At 62.0% G+C, this 26,793-nt stretch carries 19 protein-coding genes and 2 tRNA genes; 8 read left to right on the forward strand and 13 right to left on the reverse strand.

What is annotated here, in order from left to right; all coding sequences use genetic code 11:
* Positions 1 to 156: 156 nt before the first annotated feature.
* From AC0L26_RS14945 to AC0L26_RS14955, 3 genes are all read right to left on the reverse strand, one after another.
* The gene (locus AC0L26_RS14945; RefSeq protein WP_473633230.1) at positions 157 to 3,783 is read right to left on the reverse strand and encodes an SPOR domain-containing protein; all 3,627 of its coding nucleotides are present in this window, start codon (positions 3,781 to 3,783) and stop codon (positions 157 to 159) included.
* Positions 3,784 to 3,886: 103 nt separating this feature from the next.
* Positions 3,887 to 5,644, reverse strand: a complete 1,758-nt coding sequence (argS, locus tag AC0L26_RS14950; RefSeq protein ID WP_473633231.1) for an arginine--tRNA ligase — start codon at positions 5,642 to 5,644, stop codon at positions 3,887 to 3,889.
* A 62-nt stretch (positions 5,645 to 5,706) separates the two neighbouring features.
* Positions 5,707 to 6,921 carry a deoxyguanosinetriphosphate triphosphohydrolase gene (locus tag AC0L26_RS14955; protein WP_473633232.1) on the reverse strand — a complete coding sequence of 405 codons (1,215 nt, stop codon included), beginning with the start codon at positions 6,919 to 6,921 and terminating at the stop codon, positions 5,707 to 5,709.
* Positions 6,922 to 6,994: 73 nt separating this feature from the next.
* On the opposite strand from AC0L26_RS14955, the gene erpA reads away from it, so the two are divergent.
* The 4 genes from erpA to AC0L26_RS14975 all read left to right on the forward strand — a co-directional run bounded on the left by erpA (position 6,995) and on the right by AC0L26_RS14975 (position 8,933).
* Positions 6,995 to 7,342, forward strand: a complete 348-nt coding sequence (gene erpA / locus AC0L26_RS14960; RefSeq protein ID WP_126106215.1) for an iron-sulfur cluster insertion protein ErpA — start codon at positions 6,995 to 6,997, stop codon at positions 7,340 to 7,342.
* 2 nt (positions 7,343 to 7,344) lie between these two features.
* On the forward strand, positions 7,345 to 7,737 hold the full coding sequence (locus AC0L26_RS14965) for a VOC family protein (RefSeq protein WP_352931574.1): 393 nt from the start codon (positions 7,345 to 7,347) through the stop codon (positions 7,735 to 7,737).
* Between the two features lie 7 nt (positions 7,738 to 7,744).
* Positions 7,745 to 8,539: an exodeoxyribonuclease III gene (xth, locus tag AC0L26_RS14970; protein WP_473633233.1), complete on the forward strand. Its 795-nt coding sequence runs from the start codon at positions 7,745 to 7,747 to the stop codon at positions 8,537 to 8,539.
* Between the two features lie 100 nt (positions 8,540 to 8,639).
* Positions 8,640 to 8,933 (forward strand): hypothetical protein, encoded by a 294-nt coding sequence (locus AC0L26_RS14975; RefSeq protein WP_473633235.1) that lies wholly within the window; start codon positions 8,640 to 8,642, stop codon positions 8,931 to 8,933.
* Between the two features lie 81 nt (positions 8,934 to 9,014).
* Here AC0L26_RS14975 and AC0L26_RS14980 read toward each other — a convergent pair whose 3' ends face one another.
* From AC0L26_RS14980 to AC0L26_RS15020, 9 genes are all read right to left on the reverse strand, one after another.
* Positions 9,015 to 9,851, reverse strand: a complete 837-nt coding sequence (locus AC0L26_RS14980; RefSeq protein ID WP_352931580.1) for a tetratricopeptide repeat protein — start codon at positions 9,849 to 9,851, stop codon at positions 9,015 to 9,017.
* Positions 9,838 to 11,562, reverse strand: coding sequence for a dihydroxy-acid dehydratase (ilvD, locus tag AC0L26_RS14985; RefSeq protein ID WP_473633236.1), 1,725 nt, complete (start codon positions 11,560 to 11,562; stop codon positions 9,838 to 9,840). Before ilvD ends, AC0L26_RS14980 begins: the two co-directional genes overlap by 14 nt.
* Before the next feature lie 290 nt (positions 11,563 to 11,852).
* Positions 11,853 to 13,118, reverse strand: coding sequence for an OmpP1/FadL family transporter (locus AC0L26_RS14990; RefSeq protein WP_473633237.1), 1,266 nt, complete (start codon positions 13,116 to 13,118; stop codon positions 11,853 to 11,855).
* Positions 13,119 to 13,550: 432 nt separating this feature from the next.
* Entirely contained in the window at positions 13,551 to 16,334 is a 2,784-nt protein-coding gene (locus AC0L26_RS14995) for a valine--tRNA ligase (protein WP_473633238.1), read from the reverse strand.
* A 297-nt stretch (positions 16,335 to 16,631) separates the two neighbouring features.
* Positions 16,632 to 17,492 (reverse strand): PopZ family protein, encoded by an 861-nt coding sequence (locus AC0L26_RS15000; protein WP_473633239.1) that lies wholly within the window; start codon positions 17,490 to 17,492, stop codon positions 16,632 to 16,634.
* 212 nt (positions 17,493 to 17,704) lie between these two features.
* Positions 17,705 to 19,105: a TolC family outer membrane protein gene (locus AC0L26_RS15005; RefSeq protein WP_473633240.1), complete on the reverse strand. Its 1,401-nt coding sequence runs from the start codon at positions 19,103 to 19,105 to the stop codon at positions 17,705 to 17,707.
* Between the two features lie 184 nt (positions 19,106 to 19,289).
* Entirely contained in the window at positions 19,290 to 19,958 is a 669-nt protein-coding gene (locus tag AC0L26_RS15010; protein ID WP_473633241.1) for a protein-L-isoaspartate O-methyltransferase family protein, read from the reverse strand.
* Between the two features lie 107 nt (positions 19,959 to 20,065).
* Positions 20,066 to 20,139, reverse strand: a tRNA-Cys gene (locus AC0L26_RS15015).
* 331 nt (positions 20,140 to 20,470) lie between these two features.
* Entirely contained in the window at positions 20,471 to 20,731 is a 261-nt protein-coding gene (locus AC0L26_RS15020) for a hypothetical protein (RefSeq protein ID WP_473633541.1), read from the reverse strand.
* Between the two features lie 221 nt (positions 20,732 to 20,952).
* On the opposite strand from AC0L26_RS15020, the gene AC0L26_RS15025 reads away from it, so the two are divergent.
* The 3 genes from AC0L26_RS15025 (at position 20,953) to AC0L26_RS15035 (ending at position 22,440) form a co-directional block, all read left to right on the forward strand.
* A tRNA-Asn gene (locus tag AC0L26_RS15025) sits at positions 20,953 to 21,027 on the forward strand.
* A 54-nt stretch (positions 21,028 to 21,081) separates the two neighbouring features.
* On the forward strand, positions 21,082 to 21,351 hold the full coding sequence (locus AC0L26_RS15030; RefSeq protein ID WP_473633242.1) for a hypothetical protein: 270 nt from the start codon (positions 21,082 to 21,084) through the stop codon (positions 21,349 to 21,351).
* A gap of 414 nt (positions 21,352 to 21,765) precedes the next feature.
* Positions 21,766 to 22,440, forward strand: a complete 675-nt coding sequence (locus AC0L26_RS15035; protein WP_473633243.1) for a hypothetical protein — start codon at positions 21,766 to 21,768, stop codon at positions 22,438 to 22,440.
* Positions 22,441 to 22,519: 79 nt separating this feature from the next.
* On the opposite strand, the gene tssH is transcribed toward AC0L26_RS15035, so the two are convergent.
* A complete protein-coding gene (gene tssH / locus AC0L26_RS15040; RefSeq protein WP_473633244.1) occupies positions 22,520 to 25,285 on the reverse strand; it encodes a type VI secretion system ATPase TssH in 2,766 nt (921 codons plus the stop codon).
* 335 nt (positions 25,286 to 25,620) lie between these two features.
* Here tssH and tssA point away from each other — a divergent pair, with 335 nt between their 5' ends.
* Positions 25,621 to 26,793 (forward strand): type VI secretion system protein TssA, encoded by a 1,173-nt coding sequence (tssA, locus tag AC0L26_RS15045; protein ID WP_473633245.1) that lies wholly within the window; start codon positions 25,621 to 25,623, stop codon positions 26,791 to 26,793.

Consider the following 26,793-nt stretch of genomic DNA (forward strand, 5'->3'; position numbering starts at 1 on the left):
GTCGGAGACCAAACGGGGGGGGGGGGGGCCGCCCCCCCCCCCCCCCCCCCCCCCCCCCCCAACACCCCCCCCCCCCACCCCCCCACCCCCCCCCCCCCCGCCCCCCCCCCCCCCCCCCCCGTTTCTTCCGCCCAAGAGCGGGGACATTTGGAATGTTTAGCGCGACACGAAGCAGTTGCCGCCGGCAGCCTTGTAGCTGGTGCACAAATCGATCGCGTCGTTGCGCGACTTCGCCGGCACGCGGACGCGGTAGAATGTTCCCTTGCCGGCGATCTCGGCTTTGACGATGTTGGCGGTGCGGCCGGAAAGCACGCTGCCGTAGCGGCGCTGCAGGTCCGCATAGCTGGACTGCGCGCTTTCGACAGTCGGCTGCGAGGCGATCTGCATCGACCATGAGCCACCGCCGGTAGAGGCCGTCGCTGGATCGATGGATGCCACCTGATCGGGCTTGACCTCGCCGACGACATCGACCGGTTGGTCGGACGGACGTTGCGGCGCCACCGGAACCGTGGCCGGTGTATTGGCAGGCTGGGCGGCTTGAGTTTCAGCGGCTGGGGCTTCAGGCGCGGGCGCGGCCGCCGGATCGGCTGCTGCTGCCGGATTGGCGGTTTCAGTCTGGTCACCACCCAGTGGGCTACCACCAGCCCGGTCGGCAACAGGCGGCACCGTACCGGTCTGCTCCGCCTCGCCAACCTGACCGGCTGGAGCCACGTGCTGCGGCGCCGGATCAACAGGATCGATGGCGGCCACCTGCGCTGTCGCAGGCGCCGGATCCTCCCGCGCAACCAGTGAACCGTCCGATTTGACGACCATGGTTCTCACCTTGCGCGGCGCAACGGCGACGACATCGGGTTCGATGCCGTTGTCGGCCTCTTCAAGAACCTGGGCTATACGATCCTCGGACTTGGCTGTCGGGGCGGAGGCGATGTCGGTATTCCCGGCCGCCTGCGTGCCGCCGGCCGCATCGGCGCCTTCAGCGGCGGCGACATCGTCGGGCGAAAGATCGACCACACGGCTTTGCGGCGGCTCCTTGGCCGTCACATCCACCGGCTCTTCGGTGTTGGTGACCAGTTTTTCCTGGACCGGTTCGGCAGGCTTCGCGCCACCTTTGGCCACGGCATCATAGACCTTGTTGTCCTGGTTCGGCACGACGGTGCCACCCGGATTTTCAGGCCTGACCTTGATCGGTGCGTTATCAGCCTTGACGATGACCGGCGCAGCGCTGCCGCCGTTGCCGCCGAAAGACAGCGCGAAGGCGCCGAGACCGCCGGCGACCGCCACAGCGCCTACGACCGCAGCGACCAGCAGGCCGCGGCTCCGCGGCCTCGCAGCCTCGTGCTCGGCCAGGCCTGGAACCGACATGGCCTCATCCAATTCGGGATCATAGTCAAGTTCGTCCAAGCCAAAGTCGTCGGCCTGCGAAACCGGCCGGCCGGTTGGCAGGTCGAAGCCGCTGGCAGCATCGGCATAAGCCGAACTGACGGAGGCGTCTGCGGGTCTCGCCGCGTAGGTCCGCGTTTCAACGCGGTCGGGCTCATAGCCTGATGGGAACCCAGTCCCTGATGGGAACGCAGCCGCCGAATGGAACCCAGTGGCCGATTGAAAGCCAGCATTGTAGGATTCGTCGTCATACGCCGCGCTGCGCGCCGGGGCGGCAGCGACGTCCACGGTGTTCATTTCGGTGAGAAGACTGGCGAACTCGGTATCGAGATCGTCATAAGCAGGCGCCGCCGGTTCGTCTTCGTTGAAGTCGAGTTCCGGAATATCGAGGTCATCCGCCAGCGCCACGACGCGCTCGGGCACATCGACCGTCTCGACATCGGGCATCTCGTCATACGCCGAAGGCTGCTCGCTTTGCGCTGGCGCAGATGCTGCATTGGCGGCATCGTCTTGCGCCGGCTCATCCTGATAAGACGGCGCCGCAGCCATTGGCGGCGTTGCCGAGGCCACTTCCGCGGTCCTCGCCGAAGCCGTCGGCTGGGTTGCAAAGGCAGGCTGCGACTGTGCGACCGGCGTTACGCGGCTCCACGAACGGGCCGGCTCCGGCGTGGCGGAGCGTGCCGCCAGCCAGTCGAGCGAGTCGTGCCTGGGAGCGGCCGCCGCAGCACTATCGTCGTCGCCATGATCCAGACCGATGTCCTTGGCGAAGGCAGCATGCAACGCATCGTCGTCGAAATCGACATCGGCCGGTCCGGTGGAATCTTCAGCGCTGAAATCCTGGCCCTCGAGCTCATCGAAGAGGACGGTGTCGAAATCGGCATCGGCGACCTGAACCGCGCTATCCTCCGGCTGCTCCGAAAGCTCTTGCTCGTCAAGGCTCCAGTCCAGTTCGTCGACCACTGGTTTGCCGGCGCCCTTTTCAGCCGCGGCCACAGGCTGCTGAACCGTGGCGGGCCCGCTGGTCGCGGATGCCGCCGCGCGGGCAGCCCGCGTGCTCATCGTGCCTAACAGCACGTTCAGTTCGTCTTCAAGGCTCCGCTCGTCAGCGACGGCGGTTGGCGCGGCCGGCTGGACCGCGGCAGCTGGCGCCGTCGGCTGGATTTCGACGACGGGGGCCTGAGCAACCGGCTCCTCGGCAAGCGCGTCATCGAAATTCAAGTCGAAATCGTCGTCGAACGCGTCTTCCGTGATCACGGCGGACCGCTCGTCATTGGCGGCGATCGCCTCCGGTTCGTCAATTTCGTGCGCGTCAATTTCGACTGGTTCAGCCGTGCGAACGTCGAAATCCATGTCGATATCGGCCATGGCGTCGTCGAAATGGCCGACAAATTCCTCCTCGGACTCTTCCGAAACGGCCCGAACAGGTGCAGCAGGAGTTTCAACAGCGGCCTGCTCGATCGGCACATGTTCATCGAGCATCAACTCGTCTTCGAGCGAGCTTGCGACGGCATTGTCGAATTCATCGTCGAGGGCGAATTCGGCGACCGGCGCGGCGGCTTCGGCAACGGCGGCATGGTCCATCGCCACATGTTCGTCGAGCGTCAACTCGTCTTCCAGCGAGCTTGCGACCGCGTTGTCGAAGTCATCGTCGAAAGCGGGTTCGGCAGCCGGCGCGGCGGCTACGGCAGCGGCGTGCTCCATCGGCACGTGCTCGTCCAGCATCAGTTCGTCTTCGAGCGAGCTTGCGACCGCGTTATCGAAGTCATCGTCGAGGACGGGGTCTGCGGTCGACGCCGAACCGGCGGCGGCGGTATTCTGTTCGACCTCGTCCGCCACATCGTCGAGCAGGAAATCCTGTTCGAGCGACGCGGTAAGCTCGTCGTCCCCAAACTTGTCGTCCGTTGCCAAATCGTCTTCGAACGGCGACACATCTTCGAGCGAACTGGCGAGTGCATCGTCGAGATCGTCATCGAAGGCAGCCGGCGCGAATGTTTCGGCAACACCGGAACGCGGGTCGTCGGCAGCAACGGCATGGGCGGTTTCATCCGCCGCATCGTCCTCCAGCAGGAAATCCTGTTCGAGCGACGCAGCAAGCTCGTCGTCCCCAAGCTCGTCGTCCCCAAGCTCGTCGTCCAACGCGTCAGCGGCTTCGAAAGCCGGCTCGCGGACCTCGGCGGCGCGATCATCGTCCTCGGTGCCGAATTCGCCCATCAACTCCTTCTCGAGATCGATGTCGAAATTGCCCTCGTCGACGGGCTGGCTGTCGGGAGCCGCCTTCGGCTGGGCCTGCGGCTTGACCGGCTGGCGCGGGTCGAACCCCATGATCCTGGTCAATTCCGCGAACGGATCATCGTCGGCGATATCGTTTTGGGCGGCTGCTCTCAGCTGGGTTCTGTCTGCCATTATTGTTCCCGAACTCGCACTCATTCGGACGCCATGGACGTCGCGTAGGGTTGGCCCTTACCAGCGCAATGTGGGCAAAAGGTGACAGGTTTTTTAGTCAAACCTAACGCATTTCGGTGGGCGCTTCGGCTCCGATCAGCGTCAGGCCGGACGTCAAAACGTCCGAAACAGCCTGCACCAGCCCTAGTCTGGCATGCGTCAATTGTCGGTCGTTAACCTTAACAAAACGTAAGTCCGGATTTTCGGTGCCGCGGTTCCAATGTCCGTGGAAGCTGGAGGCGAGATCGTAGAGGTAGAATGCCAGCCGGTGCGGCTCGAGCGCAAGGGCCGCGGATTCGATCAGCCGTGGATATTCCGCAAGCTTCCTGATCAGGCCGATCTCGCCTTCGTCTGTCAGCGAAGCGGTGGCCGCGGCCAGCCGATTGCGATCGAAATTGGCCTCGCCCAGCTGCTCGCTCGCCTGCCGGAACACCGAATGGCAGCGCGCCGACGCGTACTGCACGTAGAACACCGGATTGTCCTTCGACTGCTCGGTTACCTTGGCGAAGTCGAAATCGAGCGGCGCATCGTTCTTGCGGTAGAGCATCATGAAGCGGATCGGATCGCGGCCGACCTCCTCCACCACTTCGCGCAGCGTCACGAAATCGCCCGACCGTTTCGACATGCGCACCGGTTCGCCGTCGCGAAACAGCTTCACCAACTGGCAAAGCAGCACGGTAAGCTTCACCTCGTCGCCGGCGATCGCCCGGGCGAGCGCTTCCAGGCGCTTCACATAACCGCCGTGATCGGCGCCAAGCACATAGATCAGCTCAACGAAGCCGCGATCGACCTTGTCCTTCAGATAAGCGACGTCAGCGGCGAAATAGGTGAAGGTGCCGTCGGACTTGACCAGCGGCCGATCAAGATCGTCGCCGACGGCCGTCGAGCGGAACAGCGTCTGCTCGCGATCTTCCCAATCGTCCGGCTTCTCGCCCTTGGGCGGCGGCAGCTTGCCCTTGTAGATATGGCCCTTGAGCGTCAGGTCGCTGATTGCCGAGCGGATTTTCCGAGCATTGTCCGCATGCAGCGTGCGTTCCGAGAAAAAAACGTCGTGATGCACGTTGAGCAGCGCCAAATCCTCGCGAATCATCGCCATCATCGCGTCGATCGTCCTGTCCTTGACGATGGCAAGCGCTTCCTCGTCCGGCATCTGCAGCAAGGAGCGGCCGAATTCGCCTGCCAATGCCTGGCCAACCGGGATCAGATAATCGCCTGGATAAAGCCCGGCCGGAATCTCGCCGATCTCGTCGCCGAGCGCCTCGCGGTAACGCAGCATGACCGAGCGGCCGAGCACGTCGATCTGCGAACCAGCGTCGTTGATGACATATTCCTTGGTCACCTCATAACCGGCGAAGGCCATCAGATTGGCGAGTGCATCACCCACCACGGCGCCGCGGCAATGGCCGACATGCATCGGTCCGGTCGGATTGGCCGAGACATATTCAACGTTGGCCTTCCTGCCGCCGCCGACCGTCGAGCGGCCGTAGTTGCGGCCTTCGCCGAGCAGCGTGGTCAGATGCACCTGCCAGAACGCATCCTTGAGCCTGAGGTTGACGAAGCCCGGACCGGCAACCTCGGCGGCGGCGATGTCGGTGTCGGTGCGCAGCGCCTGCGCCAGCCTTTCAGCCAATACGCGTGGCGACTGACCGGTCGGCTTGGCCAGCACCATTGCCGCATTGGTCGCCAGGTCGCCATGGCTGGCATCGCGCGGCGGCTCGACGGCGATGCGCGATAGGTCCAGCGTACCGCCGTCCTTGTCTTTCAAATCAAGCGCTTCGACAGCTCTGGTGATTCGCGCGTTGAAATCGGCGAAGATGTTCATTGGATGTGGCTCTGACGGCTTTGCAGGAATCCGGCTCATCGGCCGGCAAAATCGAGCCCGCCCTAGCTCAATTCAGGCGTATGGTCAAACAAACGGCGGTGTTCCTTCAAAGCGTAGGTGTCCGTCATGCCCGCCAGGAAGTCGGCAACGCTGCGCGCCTTGATGCGATCGTCGGCCCGGTCGAGCCCTTCGCGCCAGCCATCGGGCATGGCGCGCGGATCGGCGAAATAGACGTCGAACAGGTCCCTGACGATCTGCTCGGCCTCGGTGCGCACGCGCATGACCTCGCTATGCCGGTAGAGATGCTTATAGAGAAAGGCCTTCAATTCCTTTTCCGCGGCGGCCATTTCGGCGGAAAAGGTCACCATCGTCTCGCCTGCCGCCCTCACCGCATCGGCGCTCTCCGGCTTGATGCGCGCGAGGTTGGCGGTGGTCGACACGATGACATCCTCGACCATCATCGTGATCTGCCGTCGCATCAGTTCGTGCCCCGTCCTCACATCGTCCAACGCCGGATAGCGCTGGCGCACGCCTGCCAGGATCGGCCCCGGCAACGAGATCTTCTCCAGCATGTCCAGCGTCAGGAGGCCTGATCTCAGGCCGTCGTCGATGTCATGGGTGTTGTAGGCGATATCGTCGGCGATCGCCGCGCATTGCGCCTCGATACCGGCAAAGCGGTCAAGTTCGAGGTCGTGCAACTCCGAATAGTCGCGGATCGCCTGCGGCACCGGCCCCTTCAAGCCCTTTCCCCTGGCGTCGGTCAGCGGTCCGTTGTGCTTGACCAATCCCTCCAGCGTTTCCCAGGTGAGGTTAAGCCCGTCGAACTCGGCGTAGCGGCTCTCCAGCCGCGTCACCACGCGCAGCGATTGCGCATTGTGGTCGAAGCCGCCCCAGGTTGCCATTTTCTCGTTAAGCGCGTCTTCGCCGGTATGGCCGAAGGGCGTGTGGCCGAAATCATGCACCAGTGCCACCGCCTCAGCCAGGTCCTCGTCGCCGCGCAGCGCCCGCGCCAGGGCGCGCGCAATCTGCGCGACCTCGATCGAATGAGTCAGCCGGGTGCGGTAATGATCACCCTCATGCGCGACGAACACCTGCGTCTTGTGCTTCAGCCGGCGGAACGCCGTCGAATGGATGATGCGGTCGCGGTCGCGCTGGAACGGCGTGCGGGTCGGGCTCTCCACCTCGTCGAACAGCCGCCCGCGCGACTTTGCCGGATCGCAAGCATAGGCTGCGCGCGGCCGATAGCCGAACCCGATGTCGCCCAACTCGTTGGTCATCGCCGATACCGCAGTTGACTTGCTTCCTTGCGCTTCATACCTATCATGTAAAACCGAAAGCAAGGTGACGCCCATGGGCGCTGATGCCAAGACTGCTATGAAAGTCGAGATGACCGACGCCGCCGCCAGGCGGATCGCCAAGATCGTATCTGGCGAAGCCGGCAAGAAGGCGCTGCGCGTTTCGGTCGAGGGCGGCGGCTGCTCCGGCTTTTCCTACAAGTTCGATCTGGTCGACACCCGCAACGATGACGACGTCGCCATTGAGAAAGACGGCGCCACCGTGCTGATCGACGATCTCTCGCTGGTCTATATGGGCGGCTCGGTGATCGATTTCGTCGACGATCTGATGGGCCAGTCGTTCCAGATCAGGAACCCGAATGCGGTCGCCTCCTGCGGCTGCGGCACCAGCTTCAGCATATAGAAATGCCTGCCATTGGCGCGGTCCGTCAGGTCGCGCTTTCAGCCGGGCGCGATCTCGATGCAACGCTGGCGTTCTGGCACGACGTGCTCGGCATGGCAGTCCACGTGCGCTTCGATCCGCCCGGCATCGCCTTCATCATGGCCGGCGACGTGCGGCTGCTGTTCACCGATGGCCTGCCGGCCGGCACCGTCTATCTCGACATATCAGGCATCGACGATTTCCACGCCTCGGCAAAAGCCGCCGGTGTCCCCTTCACTGCGCCGCCGATGCTCGTCCATCGCGATACCGAAGGCCTGTTCGGGCCGGCAGGGGAAAGCGAATGGATGGCCTTCCTAAAGGACCCGGCAGGCAATACGATCGGCCTCGTCGAACGCCGGAAGCCGGAACAGCAATGAGGCCGTCATGAAAATCGTCACTTGGAACATCAACGGCGTTCGGGCCCGCCTCGGCAACTTGACCCATTGGCTGACGGAAAGCGCGCCCGATATCGCTTGCTTGCAGGAGATCAAGACGGTCGACGAGCAGTTTCCGCGGGCCGAGATCGAAGCGCTTGGCTACAATGTCGAAACCCACGGCCAAAAGGGTTTCAACGGCGTCGCCATCCTGTCGAAGCTGCGCTTCGACGAAGTCATCAGAGGCCTGCCGGGCGACGATGCCGACGAGCAGGCGCGTTTCATCGAGGGGGTGTTTTCGACCGACAGTGGCGCGTTACGCGTTGCCTCGCTCTATTTGCCGAACGGCAATCCGATCGAAGACGAGAAGAAATTCTCCTACAAACTGTCCTGGATGGCGCGGCTGGAGCGTTGGGCCGAAGAACGGCTCGCGCTCGAAGAGGCGCTGGTGCTGGCCGGGGACTACAATGTCATACCGGAACCGATCGACGCAAAATTCCCGGAGAACTGGCTGGGCGATGCGCTGTTCCAGCCGCAGACGAGGCAGGCGTTCCGGCGGCTGAAGAATCTCGGCTTCACCGAAGCCGTGCGCGCAGTCACCGACGCGGCGGACACCTATACATTCTGGGACTATCAGGCCGGCGCCTGGCAGAAGAACAACGGCATCCGGATCGATCACTTGCTGCTTTCGCCCGAAGCCGCCAACCGCTTTTCCTCAGCCTCGATCGAAAAGCCCGTGCGCGCCTGGGAAAAACCCTCCGACCACGTGCCGGTGGCCGTCGAACTGGCCTTTGCGCCAATCTGATCGTTTCGAGGTTTCGAATCGCCCGGAATTCCGGCCGATAGACCGTCATATCGCCACAATCCAGGGTTCCGCTGCAATTCGGGTTCGGCTGGGATTCAGGATGACGATCAGGTTTGCGCTTTGCCCATGTGCTGCGGCGCTCGTCCTCGCGGCGACCCCGGCTTTTGCCGATGCGGAATGCCTGGCCAACGGAAAATCATTCCAGATCGGCCAGGTCGCCTGCCTGACGCTTTCCGGCCAGAGCCACCTCGCCCGTTGCGACATGGTTCTCAACAACACGTCGTGGACAAAGATTCGGGACGATTGTCCGGAAAATACGACGCCGCGTCCGCACGCGACGCCAATCTCGACACCGGCGGCAAGCACGGTGCCGGCGGAGCCCATCGAGAACTGATTATTTGCGCGGCGCAAAGCTTCGGAAACTGAAACTCGCCACAATAAAGAGTTCCAGTTCAATCCTCAGCGAGCGCCAATCCTACTGGTCGCCGCTACCTTTGGTGAGGATGTCATCGGCCAGTGAAATCGCGGTGCGGCGGTCGGCCTCGCCCGCGGCGGCAAACGCTTCTTCCTGCATGCCGCGAATCCATGGCTGGTCCGAAGGTGAAGCCCGCTCAAGTGCCGCGGTCATCATTGCCAGCCCCCGAACGATCTTGCCGCTCTGGAAGAGCAGGTTACCGAGCGTCGCCTGCGCGCCGGCATGGCCCTTTTCCGCAGCGAGTTGGAACCAGCGTCCGGCCTGCTTGATGCTGGCCTTGACGCCGCCCTTGCCGTTCAGGAAGATCTGGCCCATCTCGAACTGCGCATTCGGGTTGCGGTAGTTGGCGGCGGCGCGCATGTAATATTCTTGGGCCGCCACCTCGTTCTCTGTGATGGGGCTGCCGGGGATGCCCTTCCTCAGATAATCGCCGAGCGCCACGAGCGCATCCGATACATAGCTCTCTTCCGGCGAACCGGGCTCGACGTCCTGATCGACGATCTCCGAGAAGAACTTGAACGCCGCGTAGTCATCGCGCTCTACGCCGTCGCCCTCGGCATACATACGCGCAAGCTTCCAGGTGGCGCCGATCTGGCCGTTTTCGGCCGCGTATTTATAAGCCTCCGCAGCCTGTTCCTTGCGGCCGTTCTTGTAGGCGGAGAAGCCGAACTGAAACACCGCCCACGGGCTAGACTGCGGCTTCACGCCGGTCTTGTCGTCGAACACCTTGTCGTCGAAGGCCATGGCCTGGCCCGCGGCGCCCAAGGTCGCGCCAAAAGTGGCGATCGCGACCAGTGCCGAAAAGACAGACAACCTCAGCAACTCAGATATCCGCATAACAATGTGTTTCTTTCGCACCACCGGGATGGGTGACCGCGCCGTCGCGGGCAGGCCCTACCGTTTGTGCATATTTCCAGATCGCGCCCGACTGATAGTCGGTTGCGCGCGCCTTCCATGCCTTTGCTCTGGTCGCCAGTTCGGTGTCGGACAGATCAACCTCGATCGTGCCGTTCACCGCGTCGATCGAGATCAAATCGCCATCCCTGAGCAGCCCGATGGGACCACCCACGGCGGCTTCCGGCCCGACATGGCCGATGCAGAAACCGCGTGTCGCGCCCGAAAAGCGTCCGTCGGTGATGAGAGCCACCTTGCCGCCCATGCCCTGTCCATAGAGAGCCGCCGTCGTCGATAGCATTTCCCGCATGCCCGGACCGCCGCGCGGCCCCTCGTAGCGGATGACGAGGACTTCGCCCTCGCTGTAGCTGCGATCCGTAACCGCCTGGAAACATTGCTCTTCCGAATCGAAGCAGCGCGCCGGGCCGGAGAATTTCAGCTCCGACATGCCTGCGACCTTCACGATCGCGCCTTCGGGGGCAAGGTTTCCCTTCAGACCCACGACACCACCCGTTTGGGTGATTGGTCGATTGGCTGGACGGACCACATCCTGGCTATCATTCCAGGCTACGTGCTCCATATTTTCGGCTAAAGTGCGGCCGGTCACTGTCAGGCAGTCGCCATGCAGATAGTCGTGGTCGAGCAACGTCTTCATCAAAAGCGGAATGCCGCCGGCCTCGAACATGTCCTTGGCGACATACTTGCCGCCCGGCTTCAGGTCGGCGATGTAAGGCGTCTTCTCGAAGATCCTGGCCACGTCGAAGAGGTCGAACTTTATCCCGGCCTCATGCGCGATCGCCGGCAAATGCAGCGCAGCGTTGGTCGAGCCGCCGGTGGCCGAAACCACGGTTGCCGCATTCTCCAGCGCCTTCAGCGTGACGATGTCGCGCGGACGGATGTTCTTTGCGATCAGCTCCATGATCTTTTCGCCGGAGGCGAAATTGAAGCGGTCGCGCATCTCGTAGGGCGCCGGCGCCCCGCAGGAATAAGGCAGCGCCAGGCCAATAGCCTCGGCGACGGTGGCCATGGTGTTGGCGGTGAACTGAGCACCGCAAGAGCCGGCCGACGGACAAGCGGCCTGCTCAATTTCAAGCAGTTCAGCGTCGCCGATCGTGCCGACCGAGTGCTGGCCGACAGCCTCGAACACGTCCTGCACGGTGATCTGCCGGCCCTTGTAGGAACCGGGCAGGATCGAGCCGCCATAAATGAAGATCGACGGCACGTTGAGCCGCACCATGGCCATCATCATGCCGGGCAGCGACTTGTCACAACCGGCAAGGCCGACCAGCGCGTCGTAACAGTGGCCGCGCATGGTGAGTTCGACGGAATCGGCGATGACCTCGCGCGACACCAGCGACGATTTCATGCCCTGGTGGCCCATGGCGATGCCGTCCGTGACGGTAATGGTGCAGAATTCCCGCGGCGTGCCGTTAGCCGCGGCGACGCCCTTTTTGACCACCTGCGCCTGACGCATCAGCGAGATGTTGCAGGGTGCCGCCTCGTTCCAGCAACTCGCGACGCCGACCAGCGGCTGTGCGATCTCGGCCGCCGACAATCCCATCGCATAGAGATAGGAGCGGTGCGGCGCGCGCGCCGGACCGACGGTCACATAGCGGCTGGGCAGCTTGGCCTTGGAGATGACTTTGACGTCCATGCTCTTCCTTGCCGCTGGCGGTGCGGCCTGCCCCTTTGCCTTTTGGCCCCGAGACGAATTCGAGGTGCGCCGGGTTTATGGCGGGAAATAGGCAATGTTCCCGGGCACCCCTGTGGCGCGACCGATGTGCAGGAACTGTTGCCGAAACGTCACAATGGTAGAAGGCAGCGGGATACGGCGTGTTTGCAATGATTGACCGATGCCATCGGCTTGGGACCGGCAGCCAGAAAGCCCATTCAACCAAAAAGGCCGGGCAGTGCCCGGCCTTTTTATCGTTTAATTTTAGTAGCCTACCACTTGACCTTGAAGGAAGCTGAAAGGGCGGTCACGAGATCGTTGCCGAAATCGTATGAAACGTCTGTGCCGTGAGGAATGCCGTCCTTATCAAGGACCACGCCGACCGATCCACTGGTCAGGATGCCGACGGCACCGCCGAAGCGGACTTCGACGTTTTTGTTGGGCGAAAAGGACGCGCCGGCACCAACCGTCCAGGTATCGGTTTGGGTGCTCAAGCCCGTGGTCGTTCCGCGATCCCAGGTAAGCGTCGCTGCAGCGCTCCACCGGTCGTTGAACTTGTGGCCGATACCGCCGGAGACGGTCCATCCGTCGCGATAGAGCAGATCCAGAGACGTGACGAAGCTCGGCCCCCCGTAGGTACAGGGAACCGGAGCGCCGACGGCGCAGAAATTGACAATCTGCAGCACACTCCAGTCGACCCACTTCACCGACCCGAAGGCAAGCCAGTCCGGAGCAATACCCGACTGGACCTTGAACTCGACCGACTGCGGCATGCTCGCCGTGCCGATCACAGGAACTACACCCCGGCCAACCTGCGTAAGGTCGACGTCCCCGGTCACGTCTCCCAAATCAACGGCGCTGTTGTAGACCAAGCTGGCACGGAGAGCGATTTCCGGAATCTCATAAGCGGCGCCGATGCGCCAGCCAACCCCGTTGCCTTCGAGGTCGATCCGACCTACGCCGGAGAGGGGCACAGGAAGGCCAGTAAAATCTTGGACTAACCGCTCCTTGAAGCCACTGATATCCTGGTAGAACACACCGCCAATGAAGCGAAACTGGCCTTTGCCCACATCCATCTTGTAGGAGCAGGTGCCTGCAAAATTTTCGCTTTTGATCTTGGTTTCGATATTGCTGTTGGCGCCTGCCCAATTCAGACCGGGGGCCGAATGGATCCCCCAAGGCTGAGAATAATCGCCCATGCAATCGAGGTGGGGGCCGACTCCAACCTTGATTCCCATGCGGGGAACAAAATAGCTCTCCGAGTCATCGGCAGAACTGGACCGAGAGTTCAAATCGCCACCGCCAGGACCAGTACCGGGTGGTGGAAAACCACTGCTAGTATCTGTGTCTACGGCATTCTTGATCTTCCGTTCCGGCATCACATAAGTGCCCGAAAGCTCCCCAGCGACAGGCGCCGGATCGAAAAGCAGGTCGATGTTGTAGCCGCTGCGCTCGAGGCCGCCGGCATGCGCCGCCCCTATCGAAGCCAGCGAAAAGCACCCTGCCCCCAGCAGCGCTTTCAGACGCAAATTGTTCATGAATGTCCTCCCCGAATACGAGTGGATCAAGCTAGAACCAATTCAGGTTAACGGCGCAACAATGAATTCTCGATGTGTACACGTACGCCTTGGCCGACCGCATTTTCGACAAAGTTGCAGCTTTCGCCGCAAGCCGGAAAATGGCCTATTTGGACGCAAATCGACGAAAAAATTCGGAAAACTCGCATAGAACGAGGCAAAAATGGGCCATTTTGCGAAAACCAGCCTCATTGTTACATTATGGCAACAATGGGCCCAAAACATTCCGTTTACGTCCAAGATTTACGCTGCGGAATGCCCATTTTCGTGGCAAAAAGCCCTGTCCGGAGGCAGATCAAAAGACTCGCGAATCCAGAGCAGCGGACCAAACCGGAACGCCGGTTTGGGACAGTTCGATGCTCAGACAATCCGGTGCCGAACCTAAAGACAGGATCAACCGGCTTCGCGCACTCGTGTCAGCGCCACGGAAAGTTTTTCTTGCGCTTCGCGGTAATCGGTGAGCTTTTCGCGCTCGGCTTCCACCACATCTTCCGGTGCGTTGGCGACGAACTTCTCGTTGGACAGCTTCTTGTGCAGACGGGCGATCTCTTCGGTCACCTTGGCCAATTCCTTCTGCAGCCGCGCTGCCTCGGCAGCAAGGTCGATCAGACTGCCGAGCGGCAAGCAGATTGTCGCCTCGTTGAGCACGATCTGCGCGGAGCCCTTGGGCGCCGTATCGACCAGCGAGATGTCGCCGACCCGCGCCAGCCGCTTGATGGCCGATGCCTGGCGCTCAAGCCTTTCCCGTGTCGTGGCATTGGCGCCGATCACCATCAAGGGCGCGATCGCCGCCGGCGGCACGTTCATCTCCGAGCGCACGGAGCGGATGCCTGAGACGAGGTCGATCAGCCAGTTGATGTCGGCGGCCGCTGCCTCGTCCGCGAAATCGGGCGACGGCCAAGCCGCATGGCAAAGCAGCGACGGCCGTTGCTTGCCCTCGCCTGATGTCTCAGCCCAAAGTTCCTCGGTCATGAACGGCATCATCGGGTGCAGCAGCTTGTAGATCTCGTCGAGCACGAAGGCGACGCAAGCTCTGCTCTCGGCCTTGGCAGCCTCGTCCGAGCCCATGAAGACCGGCTTCAGCAGTTCCAGGTACCAGTCGCAGAACAGGTTCCAGACGAAGCGATAGGCCGCACCCGCCGCCTCGTTGAAGCGGTATGAGGTGATGCCATCGGTGATCTCGCGTGCGGCCCGCGTCAGTTCGGTCAGGATCCAGCGGTTGACCGCCAGCTTGGCATCGTTCAGCCAGAAATCGTCGTTTCTCGCGACCTCGTTCATCTCGGCAAAGCGCGTTGCGTTCCACAGCTTGGTGCCGAAGTTGCGGTAGCCGGCGATACGGGCCGGGTCGAGCTTCACGTCGCGCCCTTGCGCCGCCATCACCGTCAGCGTGAAGCGCAGCGCGTCGGCGCCGTATTCGTCGATGAGATCGAGCGGGTCGATGACGTTGCCTTTCGACTTCGACATTTTTTGCCCGTTCTTGTCGCGTACCAGCGCGTGCATATAGACGGTATGGAACGGCTCCTCGTCCATGAAATGCAGGCCCATCATCATCATGCGAGCGACCCAGAAGAAGATCAGGTCGAAGCCGGTCACCAGCACGTCGGTTTGGTAGTAGGTCTTCAGCTCCGGCGTCTTTTCCGGCCAGCCGAGCGTCGAGAACGGCCACAGCGCCGACGAGAACCATGTGTCGAGCACGTCCTCGTCGCGGGTCAGGATCTCGCCCGGCTTGAAGTTTTCAAGCTTGTCCTCGACCCAGGCCTTCCACGGCCCTTCCAGAGCCAGATAATATTCAACCGCGGCTCCGAGCGCCTCCTCTTCGGTCTTCTCGACGAAGACATGCCCGTCCGGCCCGTACCAGGCCGGAATCTGGTGTCCCCACCAGAGTTGGCGCGAAATGCACCAGGGTTCGATGTTTTCCATCCATTGGAAGTAAGTCTTCTCCCAGCTGCCGGGTATGATCTTGGTGCGGCCTTCGCGCACGGATGCGATCGCCGGCTTGGCGAGCTCGGCCGCATTGACATACCATTGGTCGGTCAGCAGCGGTTCGATCGGCACGCCGCCGCGATCACCATGCGGCACGGCGTGACGATGCGGCTCGACCTTTTCGAGGAAACCGCCCGCCTCCATCAGCTCGACGATCTTTTTGCGTGCCACGAAACGATCGAGGCCGTTGAGTTCACCCCAGACGGCCTGGCGCTCGGGCGTCACCTCCAGCCCGGCGAGAAAATCCTCATTGTCGGTCAGGTTCACCGCCGCCTCGACGGTGAGAATATTGATCGCCGGCAGCTTGTGGCGCTTCCCGACCTCAAAGTCGTTGAAATCGTGCGCCGGCGTGATCTTGACCGCGCCGCTGCCTTTTTCAGGATCGGAATAGTCGTCCGCCACCACCGGAATCTTGCGGCCGACGATCGGCAAGACGAGGTTCTTGCCGATCAGATGCTGAAAACGCTCGTCCTCGGGATGCACCGCCACAGCAGTGTCGCCGAGCATCGTTTCGGGACGCGTCGTCGCCACGGTGATGAAGGTCTTAGGGTTTTCCGGATCGAAGGCCACGCCTTCGACCGGATAGCGGAAATGCCAGAGGTTGCCGTTGACCTCCTGCTGCTCGACCTCAAGGTCGGAGATCGCCGTGAGCAGCTTCGGGTCCCAGTTCACAAGGCGCTTGTCCTTGTAGATCAAGCCTTCCTTGTAGAGCGTGACGAACACTTCGAGCACCGCCTTGGACAGGCCCTCGTCCATGGTGAAACGCTCTCGGCTCCAGTCGGCCGAGGCGCCGAGCCGCTTCAGCTGGTTGAAAATCGCGCCGCCGGATTCAGCCTTCCACTCCCAGACTTTGTCGATGAACTCATCGCGCGTCAGGTCGCGGCGGTGGATCTGCTTTTCCATGAGCTGGCGCTCGACCACCATCTGGGTGGCGATGCCGGCATGGTCCATGCCGGGCTGCCACAACACGTTCTTGCCGCGCATACGCTCGAAGCGCACCAGAATGTCCTGCAGCGTGTTGTTGAGCGCGTGGCCCATATGCAGCGAGCCGGTGACGTTCGGCGGCGGGATGACGATGGTGAAGGCTTCCGCGCCCTCTTCGGCGCCTGCGCCGGCGCGAAAGGCGTCGGCCTCCTCCCAGATTCTGGCGATCTTCGGCTCGACGATTTTGGCGTCGTAGGTTTTTTCGAGCATGGAAAGAGGTCCGAGCTGTCGGGAGATGTTGGTTCGGTGTAAATCGGAAGGCAGTTGGCAAGTCAACCGCAAGCGAGCGGCAGACAGCGGTGGCTAATAGATAGCGCCTGGATAGTTCGAGACAACTCACCGAAGTGATCATCGCGGGGCAATCGCTTCAGGTTTGCGCTGCTCCTTGGCCCGCCGGGCATCTCTCCCCCGCATAGTGACGGGAGAAAGAAGCCCGCAGGCAGATGAAGGGCAGCTCAATAAAACGCCGCCCGGAGGCGGCGTTTTGTCCTAGACTGGTCTCTGAAATTATTGCGCGCCGCGCGCCACGCGCTCGATTTCCTCGCGCACCAGCCGCTCGACCAGCGTTGGCAGATTGTTGTCCAGCCAATCCTGCAGCATGGGCCTGAGCATCTCTTCGGCCATCTCGTCGAAGGTTTTCTTGCTGCGGCTGGCGAACGCATCGGAAAGCTCGCCGAAGGCGGCGGCAACCTGCTGGCCCGTATGTTCGGAAAGGATTGCCGGACGAGTGGACGATGCCTCGTTTGCCGCCGGACGCGTCAACCCGCTTCGTGGCGGCTCCGGCTCGAAAGCAGATTCGGCCGCGTCCCCGATAAATTCGGCCCTGTCCGGGGTCTCGTCCGGCTTGGCCACGTTCATCGCTTCGCCGACTGCGGCGATTTCACGCCGCCAATCGGAAACGATGCTGTCGGTCGTCTCCGCAGCGGTCTCCGTCGCAAGCGCATCCGGCTTGGCGGCCGGCGCCGGAACGGCGGCGCCCCCGGCAAGCGTCCCCGGAGCTTTGAGCGGAGCCGGGCCGGAACGCATTGGCGGCTCCATGCGCGCGACGGCGGGCTCGACGCCCGACCGTGGCGCCTGCACCTCAGCCAGCGTGGCCGGCTTTCTCGCGTCAAATCCCGGACGCAATTCGGCGCGAAACGCACCCACCTCCGGCGCCGCCCCGCCTGCCTCCGGCAGCGCCTTGCCTGCCTCCGGTGCCGCGCCGCCTGTCGCCGACGTCGGCATCGCAACCGACGCCAGATTCTGCAGCAGATCGTCCGCTTCGTCCGGCTGCTTGCGACCGGTATCGTTGTCCTCGATGATCCTCCGGATGGAAGCCAGTATTTCTTCCATGGAAGGTTCGCGCTGCACGCTGCTTGCCGTTCCCATCGTCACATCCGCCGCCCTTGTGACTCGTTGCAGATTTCCTGTCCGGCCAAGCCGGATTCGAATCATGGCGACAGCGTAACCCACGGATCGCCCTACGAGAATCCCCAAACTGAGGGCGTATCGGATTTCAACAGATTAGAGCCCGCGCATTCCTTGGGAACGCGCGGGCTCTAATGCCGGAAATTGGACGGAATTTGGAACTGGTGGAGCGATCAGCGGCCGTCGGGCGTGCGCAGGCCGATCCACTTGTCCTTGACCGCATTGTAATGTTCTTCGGGCTTGTATTTAACCACCTTAAGGGCGAGACGATCGACAGACAGACGACCGACCGCCGACAGGATGGCATAGCTCGCCACCACCAGATCGCGTTCGGAACTGGCCTGGTTGATCTTGGCGGTGATGAGAGTGGCCTGCGCGTTGAGAACGTCGAGCGTGGTGCGCTGGCCGACATTGCGCTCCTCGATGACGCCGCTCAAGGCAAGCTGCGCGGCGGCGATCACCTGCCTGTTGGCCACCACGGTCTGCTGAGCGGCAGTATATTGCGTCCATGCCGAGGTCACGGCTTGCCGCACGGTGTCGCGGCTGACATCGACCTCGATCCGGGCCTGGCTGAGCGATTCCTTGTTCTGACGCACTATCGCCGAGGTCCGGCCGCCCGAATAGATCGGTATAGTCAACGTGGCGCCGATGCTGGCCGAATTGGTTGTACCATCCTGCCCTGTATCGGCAGAGCCCGGAGCCGTTCTGCGAAAGGCGCTGGAAACGCCGGCGGAAGCCGAAAGCTGCGGCAGCAGCGCGCCTTCGGCCGATTTCACCGAAAACGCAGCCGCGTCGACCAGATGTTGGGTGGCGAGGATGGCGGGGTGCTCGCTGGATGCGATCGCGATCGCCGCATCGAGGTTCGACGGCAACAGCTTCGACAGCGGTGAAGCGGCCCTGAGCCGGCCCGGCTCGTCACCGACGATCTGGCGATAGGTCGCAGCGCTTGCCAGCGCCTGCGCGCGGGCGGCGGCCAGTTCCGCCACGGCAGAGGAGCGCTCGGCATCGGCCTGGGCCACGTCGGTGCGGGTGCCTTCGCCGACCTCGAAGCGCGAACGCGCCGCGCGCGCCTGCTCGGTCAGGAACTGCAAGTTCTGCTCCGTCAGCACCGCCACTTGGCGGTCGCGGATCACGTCCATGTAGGCGCTTGCCGCGTTGAACAGAATGTTCTCTTCGGTGTTGCGCAGGCTCTCGACCGAGGCGCGGACCTGCGATTCGGCGGCGGCGACATTGTTCCTGGTCTGAAAGCCATCGAACAGGGTCTGGTCGATCTGGACGCCGAAGTTACCGGTGGTCAATGAGATGTTTCGGTTCGACCCCCTACGGGCATCGAAATGGCTTCTGGAGAAGTCGATGTCCGCGGATCCGTTGATGGTCGGGCGCCAGCCGGATTTGGCGATGGCAACGCCCTCGTCGGTAACGCGGACGCCGGCGCGGGCTGAATTGAGCTGGGAATTGTTCTGGTAGGCTTTTGAAAGTGCGCCAAGAATGGTTTCCGCCGAGGCGGCCACCGGAGAAAGCGCGGTCGCGGAGACAAGGACGGCGGTAAAAAGACTCTTGCGTAAAGACGGCACGTTATTCCCTCATTCGTTTTGCATGGGAACCACACCGCGCCGGCTCCTGCCATTCGAGCAGCCGGCGCGATGTGTTTCAGGTTCCCTGCTGTCAGCCCCCAAGAGTACCCCAGTCATGCGGATCAGCAACGATTGTTCAAGCGCAAGCGAACATGACAACGCCTTTGCTGCAAGCCAAAATCATTCAGAACTCAAACGCACGGATACGTTCAAATCCCGGTAGTGGCTTAATTGCCGCATTAAATGCGCCTCTTCCGGTTACAACCCCCCCTGTCTTAAAAAATAATCGGGCTACACCCGAATTCCCCTGCCCTTCGACGGCGACGAGACGGCCGCCTTCGGCAAGCTGGTCGAGCAGCGCCGCCGGCACCTTTTCCACACTGCCGCCAATGAAAATGACGTCGTAGAGCGCCCCCGCGGCATGGCCTTCTGGCAGCGATCCCTTGACCACGGTGACATTGTCGCAGCCCAGCGCCGAAAGCGTCGACATGGCGGTCTCGGCCAATGCCGGATCGCTTTCCAGCGCAACGACCGATTTTGCCAGCCGCGACAGGATCGCCGCAGCATAGCCGGTGCCGCAGCCGACATCGAGCGCCGAATCGCCCGGGTCAATTTCGGCCAGTTGCATCAGCTTGGCCAGCGGCGAAGGCTCCATGAGATAGCGTGGGCCATCCGCTCCATTGGCAATGCGGATGTCCTCGTCGATATAGGCGAGATCGCGCTGGCCGGGGGCGACAAAGGCCTCGCGCGGCACGGCAAGCATTGCGTCGAGCAACGGTGCGCTGGTCACGTCGGTGGTGCGGACCTGGCCATCGACCATTTTTACCCGGCGTTCGGCAAAATCAGCGCTCATGTTCCAACCAATCCGCCCAAAACCAATCTGCTTGCCGCGCCAAGACCGCGGCTCATTTCGACCGGAACTCAAGCTCCCTGGCGCCGGTGCGCGGGAGCTTGGGTAATTGGAGGCCTCGCCCGGAATCGAACCGGGGTGCAAGGATTTGCAGTCCTCTGCGTAACCACTCCGCCACGAGGCCTCATTGCTCCCGGCGTTCCACCCGGTTCCAATAGGTTGCGGCGAAAATGCCGTCAAGCGGCCATGGTGCATTCCGGACGGTTTCCCCTGGGCCATGTTGCCACGTGTCGAATCGTCGACATACATGCTGCATCTAATACATTAGTTAAGCGTTAAGTACGGAATATGGCAAAGGTAAAGTCTGGCGCCCGGATCTTACGATGGGTAAGCAGAAGGTTCCGCCGTTCTGAAGGAGAATTGCGCCAGCTGGGAAAGCGCTCCGGGCATTAGCCGGGCTTAGGTCGAGCCGGAAAGACGCCCCATCCCGGAGGCTTACCACGCGGTGCAAACCGTCAGTTCGGCCGCCGCCGCCGTTCCCACCACACGACGAGCCGGCGCCGATGACGGCGCACCAGGGCAAACTCGTAGGAGAGCACCAGCAACCCAACCGGTATCATCCAGAAGCCCAGCAGCGGCAGGAAGCCAAGAATGCCGCCGAAAATCAGCACGGCGCCGATCGCAATCCTGAGGCCGCGCGAGCGCGGCATCGTGAACTGACGGCCGAAGATCGATATTTTGCGTGCCGGTGGATGGTTGTGGCTTGCTGCGCTCATGTCTGGTTGGCGGGTCCGTTCGGGCAAAATAAAAGCACCAGCTAACAAAAGCCGCAACCGCTTTTCGGTTCCGCGCTTCCTGTCAGACGGCTCATATGAGGCCGCCCGCACATGATTGCCAGAAATCGGGGCGTGAAAAAGCGCCGAAAAAAACGAAATGCTTCTTTGCAAAGCCGAAACGGGTTTGCTATAGGCTGCGCCACTCACATGAGAGCCTCTGTTCCCCGGTAGCTCAGTGGTAGAGCAACCGGCTGTTAACCGGTTGGTCGCTGGTTCGAATCCGGCCCGGGGAGCCAACAATTTCAAAAACTTAGCTTTTAGAAGAAATTGCCCATCCCTTCCGGGGCAACATGGCTAGAGGGAATCGGCCGTTCTACCGGGTCTTCATTGCCACCAAGCACGAAGCGGCTGTTCAACAGATCGAAGCCGCAATTGCTGCGTTCCGCGCTGGGCAGTTTGCCGTCACTGTGACGCTGGCAGGAGCTGCCGACGACATGGGTCTGAGAAGACGGGCTGCCTTTGGGCTTCCATTCGGGACACCCATCTCGCCTATCGAGGAAAACAAAGTCTGGATCCGGCGTCTCAACGAGACGCGTGACTGGCTGAGGCATGAGGCCTGAGCAAACGCGCACTTTGGTCGCCTTTGAGACTGATGCGCATGCATTGACTCGCAAGACTGCGTTTCAAATTAGCATGCACTAAATTAGTTCGCATTTTAACGAATCGTTGACCGCGCTGTCCTATTCTGGGACAGCGCGGTTAACCCCAAAGGCTGCGCAGGCGGCTCCGGCAATTCAGCAACCCGCCTCACTGCCGGAGCCGCTTCCACACTACTCCTTTAGAATACCAGCAATGGTTGAACCAACTGTTACCGCACGTGCTTTCCAGTGCGCTTTCGCAGTCGTTAAACTTTAATGGAACAGGGCCTCGCCTTCACGGTTTGAGCGTGCTTGAAGGTGTTTAAGAGCCAGCTAGTACTTCTTAATCATTTGGGTCAGAATGTAATTCGTCTCAGTTTTCAATGACAATAGACAATGCCAGACAAGAACGCGCTGAACACAACGGATGGCGGCGAATGGACGATACCCTGGCGCTTAGTCATACTGGCGGCGGCGGCGGTTAAAGTTGTGATGCTCTTAGCCGCGCTGTTCTTCGCGCAAATTCGTGGTCTGGACGCTTGGATCTTTTATCGAGATCCATATGCAGCCGCCGAAGTCGGCTTCTATACGGGGTGGATTTCGTCCCTAGGTGCTTCACTATGGATCGGCTCCGGCGCGGTGACCCTGTTTGCTGGCCTGCTCACGCACCGATGGGATTGCACTTTCCTCGGCGGCCTTACCCTGCTCTTGGGCCTTGATGACCTGTTGTTGATCCATGAGGAGGTGCTGCCCATTGTTGCGATACCAGAGATCGTTGCGATGATTGCCTACGCCGCCGCCGGGTTGTTCTGGTTCTTTCGGCTGCGACGGAAGACATTCGACGGCACGATCGTATTTGTAGTTGCAGGCTTCCTACTCGCGATGTCAGCATCGATCGACCAGCTGGGAGAACTGTTTCCTACCCCGGGCTCGGCGGTCGCCATCGCCGAAGACGCCGTTAAAGAGCTTGGCATCTTCCTTTGGGCGGCAGGTGCCATTGGATACGCGGCGATGGTGACACGATTGGGCCGCCCGTGGGTAGATCCAGCCGACCCCAGCTCTACAGGCTGACTGCCCCACCCGCCGCATCTAGCGCACCGACGCGTCGGCTGAAGCAGCCGTCGGATGTTTCGTCAGAGTCGCTCCTCAACTATTCGAAAGAATAGGTGAAACCGCCTTCGGAGGCTCCAACCGTCACCTTTGTCATCTTTTTGCCCTCGAGCGACCGGTTCAGCACCCCGCGGCTTAATTCCGGTAGAAGCGTGTTCGTCAGAATGGCATCGATCATGCGCCCGCCGGATTCGATCTCGGTGCAGCGGGCCTTGACCAGGTCCATGACACCGTCGCCGATCACCAACTCGGCGTCGTTGGTTGCCCGCAGCCGGCGGGCGATCTTGGCAAACTGGTGCTGGGTGATTGATTCGATCATCGTGTCCGAAAGCGGGTAATAAGGAATAGTCACGACACGGCCGAGGAAGGCCGCCGGGAAGACCTTTAGCAGCGGGCTGCGCAGGGCGGTGTCGAGATCTTGGAGCCCGGAGCGGACGGTGCCGTTCCTGGTCCGATCCATGATGACCTCGGAGCCGACATTGGAGGTGAGCAGGATCAGCGTGTTCTTGAAATCGATCCGGCGGCCCTCGCTGTCATCCATCATCCCCTTGTCGAAAACCTGGAAGAAGATTTCGTGCACGTCCGGATGCGCCTTTTCGACCTCGTCGAGCAGGATCACCGAATAGGGCTTGCGCCGCACCGCTTCGGTCAGGATGCCACCCTTGCCATAGCCGACATATCCGGGCGGTGCGCCTTTCAGGGTGGAGACCGTATGCGCCTCCTGGAACTCGGACATGTTGATCGAGATCAGGTTTTGCTCGCCGCCGTAAAGCGTCTCGGCCAAGGCCAGCGCGGTCTCGGTCTTGCCCACGCCCGATGGACCGCAGAGCAGAAGGACCCCCACTGGTTTTTCGGGCGCGCCGAGCCCGGCGCGGCTGGTCTGCACGCGCTTGGCAATCATTTCCATGGCGTGATCCTGGCCGACCACGCGTTCGGACAAGGTTGCGGCGAGCCGTAGCGCCTTTTCGGTCTGGCTCGACAGCATCCTGCCAGTGGGAATCCCAGTCCAGTCCTGGACCACGGCAGCCACAGCGTTGCGGTCGACTGACGGCAGGATCAGCGGCGTCTCACCCTGCGCTTCGGCCAGTTCGGCCATCAGTTCCCGCAGCCGCGCGAGGTCAGCAGCCGGATCGGGTGGAGAAGGACCGGCAGTGGCCGTTGCACCCGCATCGGTTTCAGGCGTTTCGATCTCAGGTGCTTTGATCTCAGGCGCATCGGCGCCTGCTGTTTCGGCGACCGCCTCCGGAGTTTCCACCGCATCGAGCGGCACACCCTCGCCGCGCAGCCTGGCGCGCAGTTCGAGTATCTCGCCAACCAGCGCCTTTTCCCGATCCCAACGTTCCTGCGCAGCGGCAAGCATGCCTTCGGCTTCGGCAAGTCCCGCTTCGACCCGCGCCTGCCGGTCAGCCACTTCGATGCCGATCGCCGCCTCGCGGCCGATGATGCCGCGCTCGACCTCCAGTGCCTGACGGCGGCGCAGAATGTCCTCGACCTCGGCCGGGGTGGCATGCTGCGAAATGGCGACACGGGCGCAGGCAGTGTCGAGAAGGCTCACCGCCTTGTCCGGTAATTGCCGCGCCGGGATATAGCGGTGCGACAGGCCGACCGCCGCCTCGATCGCCTCATCGAGTATCTGCACCTTGTGGTGTTGCTCCAACACGCCGGCCACACCGCGCAACATGAGAACGGCCACCGCCTCAGACGGCTCGTCGATCTTGACCACCTGGAAGCGGCGTGTCAGCGCGGGGTCTTTCTCGATGTGCTGCTTATATTCGGCCCATGTCGTCGCCGCGATGGTGCGAAGTTCGCCGCGCGCCAGCGCCGGTTTCAGCAGATTGGCAGCATCGCCCGTTCCGGCCGCCCCGCCCGCGCCGATCAAGGTATGAGCCTCGTCGATAAACAGGATGACTGGCGTCTCGGAGGATTGAACCTCGTCGATGACCGCCTTCAGCCGCTTTTCGAACTCGCCCTTTACGCTTGCGCCTGCCTGCATCAATCCGACGTCGAGCATACGCACGCTGACACCTTGCAGCGTCGGCGGCACGTCTCCCTCGGCAATGCGCAAGGCAAACCCCTCGACCACAGCTGTCTTGCCGACGCCGGCCTCGCCGGTCAGGATCGGGTTGTTTTGCCGGCGTCGCATCAGGATATCGACGATCTGCCTGATCTCCGGATCACGGCCGACGACCGGATCGATCTTGCCGTCGCGGGCGCGCTGGGTCAGATCGGTGGCATATTTCGCCAGCGCCGAGTCGCCTCCCGGAGCCCGCCTAGGGGTCTCGGCAGCAGGGGCTGCCGCGGAGGCGCCAGCTTCGAGCGACCCCTCCACCACGTCGGTGAATCGCGCGACAACCCCGTCGGCGTCGATCTTGTCGAATTCTCCGCTGATCTTCGACAGCAGGCCCTCCAGCACTGGCGTCTTCAGACAAGCGAGGAGAATATAGGCGCTGCGGACCTCCTCAACGTTGAACTCCAGCCCCGCCAGGTTCCAACCCTCCTGGATGGCATGAAAGATATGGTCGGAGAATTCCTCGATCGAAGTCGCGCCATAGGGCAGCTTGTCGACGGCGCGGGTCATGTCGGCGGTAAGCCGGCTTGCGTCCACTCCCGCATCGGCAATGACCATTTGCACATCCGAGCGATCGGAAAGCACCAGTTGTTCGATGAAATGGACGAGTTCGACGTAGGGATTGCCGCGCAGCTTTGCGGTATCGGCCGCGGCCTTGAAGGCGCGCACACAGACAGGATTTAGCTTACCGACCAGTTCCTTGCGTTTGACGCTCTGCGATGACCGGCGCTGTTCCATTGAACGTGCTCCCGAGATCTGGCAATCGATACCCTGCCACATAAGCCGCTGCTTGACAAAGCATGTGATGGATAAGCCGCCCGGATGCCGACCCACGCGGCGTCTCCCGGTCAGGTGACGTGCCGTATTCCGGCGCAACAAACACCCGATTGCCTCCCCGCTATGCGAAGCATTTCACATACACGGTCCGGCGATCGCGCAACGGTTTCAGCGAAGGTAAACAGCCGTGTTTAGCTTCTGTTAGTTTTTGAGCAACTGCTTAATTGTGATAAAGTGATGGCGTGTGATAACGTTGGGTCACTTAGGGGTCCAAGGGCCGCTAGTTGGGGGTTGGTGTGATTGATCTCGCACTCTGGCTCAATCCTGTCGACGGTGAGAATCCGTCCGGGGAGGATTTGCGCAACGACCCGGCTTTCCACGAGCTGGAGCGCCTCACGGAGCAGCAGAAAAAGGTCGAGTTTCAAGGAAGCAAGAACACAGAAGTTGACGTTCCGATCGACTGGCCGGCCGTGCTCGCCAAGGCCGAGGAGCTGCGCCCACACGGCCGGGACCTGCGCCTGCTCGTCATCGTCACGCGTGCTCTGGCCAACGAGTATCGGCTGGCCGGGCTGGCTGACGGCCTGACCCTCATAGCGCAGACCTTCGACCAGCATTGGGCAACCATGCATCCGGCCCTGCGGCTCGGTGCTACCCCGCGCGACGCTGCCCTGCGCCGCATCAATGCGCTGGCTGACCTCCAGAACAGCCAGGATGGCCTGCTCAAGGATCTGCGGAAACTGACGTTTTTCGCGCCGCGTGCAATCGGTCCGATTCTCGGCGAGGACCTGGAGAAGGGCGCGCTCGACGAGCGTATCATGCTTCAGGAGGCGTCCTCGGGACTGAACGCGACCGAAAAAGCGGCTCTGGCGAGCGCGCACAGCCAGTTGGTGAACCGGGTGCGCAGCGCATGCGTCGCACAAATCGACCAGGCCGGCGCGGAGATGACATCGCTCGTCAGCGATGCTCGTGCCGCGATCGCGGCCTTGGAGGCGGTGGAGATCGCCCTCAATGCCCGTATCGAGGGCAGCGGCGCCACCGTTCCGGAATTAAAACGATTTCTGCAGCGTTTGCTGACGACCCTCGAACGAAACTCGGTCGTTGGCGCCACACCGAATGGCGCCGCAAAGCCAACTTCGGCACCTGCAGAACCGGCCACGTCTGTTCGAAACGGTCATGGAGCCGATACGATGGCAAGTGCGGGAAGCTACGCGGAGTCCGGCAGCAGCGGCCTGCCCGACCGGATCTCGTCCCGCGACGACGTCGTCAAATGCCTCGACCTCGTCGTCGCCTTCTACGACCGCACCGAACCGTCGAGCCCGATCCCGCATCTGGCGCGGCGCGTGCGCCGGATGGTGCACATGGATTTCGTTGAACTGATGGAAGACCTCGCCCCGTCGGGGTTGAAGGAATTCCGGCTCCTGGCCGGCGTTCCCGATGCCAAGAAGGCGGCCCAGAAGGATGAAAGGTAA

This window comes from Mesorhizobium sp. WSM4823, assembly GCF_055811195.1.

Excerpts from the sequence above, each read along its gene's own strand:
- tssH (WP_473633244.1), bottom strand. The coding sequence starts at position 25,285 with ATGGAACAGCGCCGGTCATCGCAGAGCGTCAAACGCAAGGAACTGGTC.
- argS (WP_473633231.1), bottom strand. The coding sequence starts at position 5,644 with ATGAACATCTTCGCCGATTTCAACGCGCGAATCACCAGAGCTGTCGAA.
- ilvD (WP_473633236.1), bottom strand. The coding sequence starts at position 11,562 with ATGGACGTCAAAGTCATCTCCAAGGCCAAGCTGCCCAGCCGCTATGTG.
- AC0L26_RS14945 (WP_473633230.1), bottom strand. The coding sequence starts at position 3,783 with ATGGCAGACAGAACCCAGCTGAGAGCAGCCGCCCAAAACGATATCGCC.
- AC0L26_RS14980 (WP_352931580.1), bottom strand. The coding sequence starts at position 9,851 with ATGCGGATATCTGAGTTGCTGAGGTTGTCTGTCTTTTCGGCACTGGTC.
- AC0L26_RS14965 (WP_352931574.1), top strand. The coding sequence starts at position 7,345 with ATGCCTGCCATTGGCGCGGTCCGTCAGGTCGCGCTTTCAGCCGGGCGC.
- AC0L26_RS15030 (WP_473633242.1), top strand. The coding sequence starts at position 21,082 with ATGGCTAGAGGGAATCGGCCGTTCTACCGGGTCTTCATTGCCACCAAG.
- xth (WP_473633233.1), top strand. The coding sequence starts at position 7,745 with ATGAAAATCGTCACTTGGAACATCAACGGCGTTCGGGCCCGCCTCGGC.
- AC0L26_RS15020 (WP_473633541.1), bottom strand. The coding sequence starts at position 20,731 with ATGAGCGCAGCAAGCCACAACCATCCACCGGCACGCAAAATATCGATC.
- erpA (WP_126106215.1), top strand. The coding sequence starts at position 6,995 with ATGGGCGCTGATGCCAAGACTGCTATGAAAGTCGAGATGACCGACGCC.
- AC0L26_RS15035 (WP_473633243.1), top strand. The coding sequence starts at position 21,766 with ATGCCAGACAAGAACGCGCTGAACACAACGGATGGCGGCGAATGGACG.
- AC0L26_RS14995 (WP_473633238.1), bottom strand. The coding sequence starts at position 16,334 with ATGCTCGAAAAAACCTACGACGCCAAAATCGTCGAGCCGAAGATCGCC.
- AC0L26_RS14955 (WP_473633232.1), bottom strand. The coding sequence starts at position 6,921 with ATGACCAACGAGTTGGGCGACATCGGGTTCGGCTATCGGCCGCGCGCA.
- AC0L26_RS14975 (WP_473633235.1), top strand. The coding sequence starts at position 8,640 with ATGACGATCAGGTTTGCGCTTTGCCCATGTGCTGCGGCGCTCGTCCTC.
- AC0L26_RS15000 (WP_473633239.1), bottom strand. The coding sequence starts at position 17,492 with ATGGGAACGGCAAGCAGCGTGCAGCGCGAACCTTCCATGGAAGAAATA.
- AC0L26_RS14990 (WP_473633237.1), bottom strand. The coding sequence starts at position 13,118 with ATGAACAATTTGCGTCTGAAAGCGCTGCTGGGGGCAGGGTGCTTTTCG.
- AC0L26_RS15010 (WP_473633241.1), bottom strand. The coding sequence starts at position 19,958 with ATGAGCGCTGATTTTGCCGAACGCCGGGTAAAAATGGTCGATGGCCAG.